This is a genomic window from Pseudoflavonifractor sp. An176 (assembly GCF_002160435.1).
Classification (GTDB): domain Bacteria; phylum Bacillota; class Clostridia; order Oscillospirales; family Oscillospiraceae; genus Enterenecus; species Enterenecus faecium.
In genome coordinates this window covers 64,617-71,429 of the sequence record NZ_NFKO01000009.1, presented here as the reverse complement: position 1 = coordinate 71,429, position 6,813 = coordinate 64,617, and the positions used below count along the sequence as shown (strand labels likewise).

At 56.6% G+C, this 6,813-nt stretch carries 4 protein-coding genes; 3 read left to right on the top strand and 1 reads right to left on the bottom strand.

The features are described from left to right. Positions 1–105: 105 nt before the first annotated feature. The 3 genes from B5F12_RS06370 to B5F12_RS06360 all read left to right on the top strand — a co-directional run bounded on the left by B5F12_RS06370 (position 106) and on the right by B5F12_RS06360 (position 1,435). A complete protein-coding gene (locus tag B5F12_RS06370) occupies positions 106–570 on the top strand; it encodes an SWIM zinc finger family protein (protein WP_158096766.1) in 465 nt (154 codons plus the stop codon). A 242-nt stretch (positions 571–812) separates the two neighbouring features. After that, entirely contained in the window at positions 813–1,061 is a 249-nt protein-coding gene (locus tag B5F12_RS06365; RefSeq protein ID WP_087232004.1) for a type II toxin-antitoxin system RelB/DinJ family antitoxin, read from the top strand. Then, positions 1,058–1,435, top strand: a complete 378-nt coding sequence (locus tag B5F12_RS06360; RefSeq protein ID WP_087232001.1) for a type II toxin-antitoxin system death-on-curing family toxin — start codon at positions 1,058–1,060, stop codon at positions 1,433–1,435. Before B5F12_RS06365 ends, B5F12_RS06360 begins: the two co-directional genes overlap by 4 nt. A gap of 152 nt (positions 1,436–1,587) precedes the next feature. On the opposite strand, the gene B5F12_RS06355 is transcribed toward B5F12_RS06360, so the two are convergent. Further along, entirely contained in the window at positions 1,588–6,804 is a 5,217-nt protein-coding gene (locus tag B5F12_RS06355; RefSeq protein ID WP_158096765.1) for a CehA/McbA family metallohydrolase, read from the bottom strand. Positions 6,805–6,813 lie beyond the last annotated feature (9 nt).

Below are 6,813 nucleotides of genomic sequence, written 5' to 3'. Positions count from 1 at the left end.
GCTCCCTCAAGTACAGTTTAACAAATTTTTACTTGCTGCGTCAGAGATACCGTGTTTCATTCCCTTTGGTGCCTTGGAGCGCAGCGGAAAGGAATGGTCATACATATGAGTATTTTATCCCTTGCCAGTGGGCAGTCTGCCTACCGTGGCTACGAATATTTCCAGAACAAAAAGGTCTTGCGTGTGGAGCCGTGCGGCGACACCTCCTACCACGGCACTGTGTCCGGCAGCAACGGCGCACAATATGACGTGACCATCGACTTGTCCCACCCTCGGAAAAGTCAATGCACCTGTCCCCACGCCGCCGGACGACGGATCATCTGCAAACACATGGTCGCCCTCTACCTCACCGTTTTTCCCGAAGAAGCTGCACAGTATATCGCAGAGGTGGAGGCATATTGGAACGAACAAGAACAGGCACAGGAGCAACTGGAGGATCGTTTGCTCCACCGTGTGCATCGCATGAAGAAATCGGAACTCCAGACGGCACTGCTGGATCTTCTGTTCACAGGGCCGGAGTGGCAGGTTGAGCGTTTTCTGGATTCGTATGGTGATTTTTATGAGGAATGACCGAGCACACCCTATGCGATCCAAGGCCAGAACAAAAAGTGAAAGGAGTTTTTGCTGTTTTGATGCAAATACTGCAACGAGTTTATGTCCCCGCTTTGTATAAACATGAATGCCTTTCCTGTAAATACTTTCAACTGCTTACAATTTGTAATTACTTGCTCTGCTCCGCCCTCATGCATCCGCCGTTGTATTGACAATGCACATAATAAGCACTATAATTGTAGCGCAAGGAGGGACTCTCTATGGACACCAACATGACCTTTCGCATGGACAGCCAGACCAAGGCACAAATGACGGAAATCTGCGCCCAGTTAGGCATGACCCCATCCACTGCCTTCAATATCTTCGCCAACGCCTTTGTACGCTCCGGCGGTATGCCCTTTGCGGTGAAGTTGGCTCCCCCCGCTAAGGTCAGCCGTGCACAAATGCTGGATGACGCCAGTGAACTGCTGGATGCTTTTTCCGCCGACTATAAGAGGATGGCAGAATGATTTGGATTACCGCAGATGATGTGATCGCCCTTCATTCTTTAGTGATCAAAAAGATCGGCGGTATTGACGGCTTAAGGGATCGTTCCGTTTTGGAATCCGCCGTCTCCGCTCCCCTGCAATCCTTTGGCGGTACAGACCTATTCCCCGGTGACATCGATAAAATTGCCCGTATCGGCTTTGGACTAGCCTCCAACCACGCCTTTCTGGACGGAAACAAACGCATCGGGGCTATGGTGGTACAGCTGCTTCTCAAATGGAATGGATATGCCCTCCAACTACGAGAAGGAGAACTGGCGGATATGTTCATTTCCATTGCCAGCGGAGCCGCCAATGAAACCGATTTGAGCAAATGGATTCAACAGCATCTCCGATAATCAAAAGCAGCAGAACATCATTCCATCTGCGGAATGTGGCTCTGCTGCTTTTTCCATGAACACAGAACCCGCCGCAGAATTGAAACTTCTGCAGCGGGTTTCTCGTTTTTCCTGTTATATTGCGAATCTTTTTAGATCAGCTGGATACCTACTTATCGCCATACCCGCTTGCGCAGAGTCACCACGCCGCGCAGGGCTCCCATGGCCACAACCAGAACCACCACATAAGCCATCATCTGATTGGTGTCGCCGGTCTGGGGATTCTTGTCCCCATCGGGCTTAGCAGTGGTGTCTGTGGTGTTGCCGGTATTGTTTCCGGAATCATCGGTGCTCTGACCAGGCTTGTTGACATCGTCGTCCGGCTGGGTGGTGGTACCGTCACCGGGCTTGGTGGTGTCATCCTCTTCGGGCTGCTGATCATCCACCAGCTCCACCTCGGAACGGTCCCGGATGCGCAGGCAGGCCCCATCGGGATCATAGTACACCACACCCGCAGCGGAGATTTCGGCCCCCATCTTCACAAAGGTCTCCAGGGGGGTGCTGCCATCCTGGGAGTAGCCAATGTAGTTGTTGAACAGCAGGCGGAACTCATGGGTACCGTCACTGAGCATGACCTCACTGACCTGCTCGCTGACCAGCTCCACCGAAGTCACGGTACCGCTGACCTTGGCCAGCCAGCCACCGTAGGTGTCGTAGTCGTTGGCCTGCTCCAGGGTCAGTTCTTTCGGTTCCACAGGCTGGATGGTGCTGTCCACCAACTCGATGTCGATGACTCGCAGTTCCACGTCACCCTGGTACTGATCCCAGCTGCCGGTAACCCGGACCGTCTGGCCCACCAGGAAGGTGCCGTCGGCACTGGAGACAGGATAGAGGTCAATTCCTCCGGTTTCATCCTGGATGTAGATGGTGTCAAAGAAGGCATTGGGCTCCACGTTACCGGCGGTAACCACACCCTCCACAGTGAAGATGTCACCCACCTCACCCTCACGGGCTTCGGCAATGGTGCTGATCTCCCGCTCCTCCAGAATGGAGGAGACGATGTTCTGGGCAATGATCTTGTTGGCATAGCTGGCATCGCCGTAGTCCACGCTGGAGCTGTCGGAAATCTCAAAGTTGGACAGGAACACAGTACCGGCCACATACACCCGGCCCTGGCCCACGGCCTCGGTGGCCAGAGTGACCACATCGCCCTTTTTCACCACAGCGGTGCTGGCATCGTAGGAGCCGCTGGTGGTGCTGCCCTTGTCCTTGCCGCTGTCCCACTGGCCTTCACTGCCCTCAGGGCGGAGGTTAGAGTTGATGGAGTAGCAGTTGGCAGACCCCATCACCAGAGCCTCACCGTTTTCGCCCAGATCCACGGAACAGCCGGAGTATGCGCTGTACACCTGACCCTCTTGCAGTCCCTCAAAGAGCTGGGGGAAGTCCTGGGTGTTGAAGTTGTCCATGTACACCCGGTAGGTCTGCGTAGTCCCGCCGTTGTAGTTGGTGTCGTCGTCCAGCACCTCATCGTCATTGAGTCGCAAGGTAGCGCCCATGGCCACCAAGATGGGGTTGATCTGCTCGGTGGAGCAGAAGGGGGCACCGTTGTAGCTGTCCTGATAGTCGGCCAGACCGCAGAGGATCACGGTACCGCCATTCTTGGCATAGTCTGCCACCATCTGGATGTACTCCTCCGAGAAGTTGGTCTCCTCTGTGGGTGTCACGCCATTTTGCTCTTTCTTCAGGGGGGCAGATACCACCAACAGAGAGACATTCTCCAAGTCCTCCGCGGTGATAGTCTCCCCGGGCTGTTTGATGGTCACCTGGGCGTTCATCTCGGCGGCCAGGGCGGTGAAGTTCCCCATGTTCCCGGAATAGTAGCCGGTGACATAGTCGTTGTAGTGGGTGCCGTCCACCAGGATACGGGTGACCAGAGAGGGATCGGTGACGTTAAGTTGGAGCACCCCGGTAAAGGTGTACTCGGTTCCGCCGATGGTGGAGACCAGGGACACATCCACAGTGGTCTTACCCGCCATGTCAAAGGTGAAGGGGAAGGACACCTGGGCCGTAGCGCCAGAAGCCAGCACACCATTGGTACCGATCTCGTTGGTGTTCACGGTGTAGACCACTTCACCGTCCACGGAATAGGTCATGGACTGGATGGTCATATCACTGCCGGCATTGTTATAGATCTCGCTAGACAGATTGACCTCCTCGCCACGCACCACCAGTTCCTGATCGCACACGGTGCTGGAGATGCCGGCGTTGACCCCTTCGCCAGTCCACACGGGGGCGGTGACGGCGATGTTCTGGTCGGCCTGGGTGATGCGTAGATAGTAGTAGGAGTAGTCGTTGCTGTCAAAGGCAAAGGTCACAGTACCGTTGCAGCCGGACAGGGTCTTGCTGGCTGCAACCAGACCACCGTTGACGATTACCTCCACCTTGGCATCGCCGGAGTCGGTGGGGTCGCTGATCTGGGCCTGGATGGTAACCCCCTGCTCCTGCTGGGGCAGGATGGAGCCCATGGCGTTGCCGTTGAGGGAGTACAGGATGGACAGGTCGTTGTCCTCGGTGGCGTACACCCGGTAATTGGCAATGGCATCATATATGCCCTGCTCGGTCAAGTCAGAGGCCAGAACCACGCTGCGGGCAGTGTTGGAGTCGCCCCAGTTGCCCTTGTGGTTGTCCTGGTTGTTGGTGGGAGCTACGTGCCAGCCCTTGTCCAGGGCACGAGTGTAGTACTCATAGCTGGGGAAGTAGCCGCTGGAGCCAATGGCTCCTTCGCCGTTGCCCACCTCAATGAGGGTGATGCGCTGATCCAGCGCAGCGGAGTAGAAGGCAAAGTCCTGGAAATCACCAAAGGTGGTGCCGGGATGGTTGAACTGGGACAGAGAGGAACTGACCTGCAACAGCATGTTATAGTAGTTCTGGTACCCCTCCGTGCTGCCGGACTTGTTCCCAAACTCGCTGTTGCTGCGACTCTCGAAGCCAGGGGTGTTGAAGGTGTTCATGTGACCAAAGCCGTCGGACCAGGTCATCTCAAACCCATACAGACCCACAAAATCCTCGGTAGTGGCATTTGCAGCCGACTCGTGGCCCTGGGCCCACTCGCTGCTGATGGTGGAGCAGTCATTTTCCAGGCCCACCCCATCGGCACTCTCGTTGTCGAAGGAGTTGGAGTGGTCAGTGACGGCCAGAAAGTCCAGATTCTCCACCTGAGAGGCATGGTCAAAGGCCTCCTCCACGCTGCCTGCACCGTCGGAGATGTTGGTGTGGGAGTGGAGCTGACCAAAGTAGAGGTTGTAGTCATTCAGAGACACGGGAGCCTGATAAGTAAACTCAGCCACTGGGCTGGTCTGAGCTTGGGTGCCAGCCTCTTCATCGGCGGGCAGATAGGCGATGGCCTTGAGGGTCAGAGGCTGGTCCGCTGTGGGAACCGCCACGTCCTCGCCCACTGTGAGGGCCTGGGTGTAGGCTTTGCTGTCGGTGGTGGGATTGGAGCCATCGGTGGTATAGTAAATGGTGGCCCCCTCCACGCTCATCAGTTCAATGGTAGCAGCCTCGGTCAGAGAGGCTCCGCTGGCCGGGGTAGCCCGCACCTCCAGCTGGGTGGGTTCCGGCTCAGGTTCAGGAACACCGTCCACCACCTGGAACACAACGCCGGTTTTGTCGCTTTCGCTGGTGGTCCAATCGTCGTACTTGTCATCCCAGAGCAGGTAATTGCCACGGCCCTGGTTTTTCACATAGTATACTCCTGTGGTATCACTGGCTTCCAGCGTCCATGTCTCGTTCTCCCCTGCACCGGGGTACACGCTGGAATAGCTTCCCGCCATACTCAGAGTCTTACCTCCATTGGTAAAGGTAAAGCCGGTTGCAGCATCTCCCCCCACTGTCCACACCTCGGTGGCCTCATAGCCGGTGAGGGTTCCCTCTTCCAGCTTCACCGTCACACCCACTGGGTAGTAGGTGCTCTTCACGTTGGCGGACAGGGCCAGCATGGTATCCGGCGCGTAGATCACCACCTGGTCACCAGCGGAAATGGGAGTCTCTCCCTCCTGCCCGCCATCAGGCACCAGAGGCTCGTCGTTCACATCAAAGCTGCCACTGCGGAAAAACTGAAACGTATAAATTTCAGGCTTACTGGTGTTCATGCCATAGCAGGTAAAGTAGCCACCATAGTATTCCAGATACTGAGGCTTTCCGTAGGCTACGGCATTGGCTCCCTTGATATAGAATCCACCCCCTGCCTCTTCCAGATCAAACTGCGTATACTCTCCCAGCTCCTCCACCAGTCGGACGTTGGTACCGTCCAGATAGAGGAAGCCCTTGTCACTTTTGAGAACATAGTGGCCGTCCTGCTCATAGACCTTGAACTGGGCCGCACCCTCGGGAAGGGTCAGGGTATCATCGCTGACTTGGGCATCCACAGCCACCAGCTCGTCCTTGGTGCTGCCGGAACTACTGGTGTAGGTATAGCCCTGGCTGCTCATGACTTTGTTGGCTTCAGGATAGTAGATGGTCACCACGTCGCCCTCTGCGATTGTCTCCACCCGCTGGGCAGTGGCCGGCGCCTGAATGGTGTAGCGGATGGTCTGGATGGCGCTCTGGGTGCCATCCAGCACGGCCACCGCCTTTAAGGTCACCTGAGCCCCTGCCTCACCGGTGATCACCGGCTTAGTCTCGTCGGTATAAAGGGTGCTGATGTCGCTGGGGTTACTGCCGTCGGTGGTGTAGTAGATGGCAGCTTCTTGGGTGGCGCAGGTCAGAGTGATGGCGGTGCCGGAGGCCACCTCTCCGCCCTGGGGCTGTGCCTGGGGTGCGGCCACTGTAATCCCTGTGTCTCCGCTGTCCACCTGGAACACCAGCAGATCAAACACATAGCCGCTGGAATTGGTGGTGGAGTATGCACCAAAACGTGCCCCGGAGGTTTGCCATGCAATGGCCCGGGTGCTGCTTCCAGAGGCCACAAAACGGAAGGTGCCGTCCCCGTTATCGGTCACATTCCAGGTGTAGGCTTCCTGAGGCTTGGTAAAGTTGGTACCTGAGCTGCCATAGCCCAGATAGTTGGTGCCATTGGACAGACTGATTCCGGTTCCCGAAGCCGCTGCCGTCCACACCGGCACGTCGGTGCCGCTGAGGTTGGTCCCGTTCACCGTCACAGGTACCCCGTCAATTTTGCTGCCAATGGTGGTGTCCAGAGCTTGGGCGCCACGGTCGGTGTTGGCCACCAGCACGAAGCTGCCGCCTGCCTGGAGTTGTGCCGCCGATGTGACCTGGGTGTAGGTGTTCTCCTGGGCATAGGTCATGACAGGAAGCATGCCCAAGCACAGAACCAGTACCATCAGCAGAGCCAACCCACGCTTGCTCCAGCTTTTGAATCTGTGATACATAAGTATCCG

Excerpts from the sequence above, each read along its gene's own strand:
- B5F12_RS06370 (WP_158096766.1), top strand. The coding sequence starts at position 106 with ATGAGTATTTTATCCCTTGCCAGTGGGCAGTCTGCCTACCGTGGCTAC.
- B5F12_RS06365 (WP_087232004.1), top strand. The coding sequence starts at position 813 with ATGGACACCAACATGACCTTTCGCATGGACAGCCAGACCAAGGCACAA.
- B5F12_RS06360 (WP_087232001.1), top strand. The coding sequence starts at position 1,058 with ATGATTTGGATTACCGCAGATGATGTGATCGCCCTTCATTCTTTAGTG.
- B5F12_RS06355 (WP_158096765.1), bottom strand. The coding sequence starts at position 6,804 with ATGTATCACAGATTCAAAAGCTGGAGCAAGCGTGGGTTGGCTCTGCTG.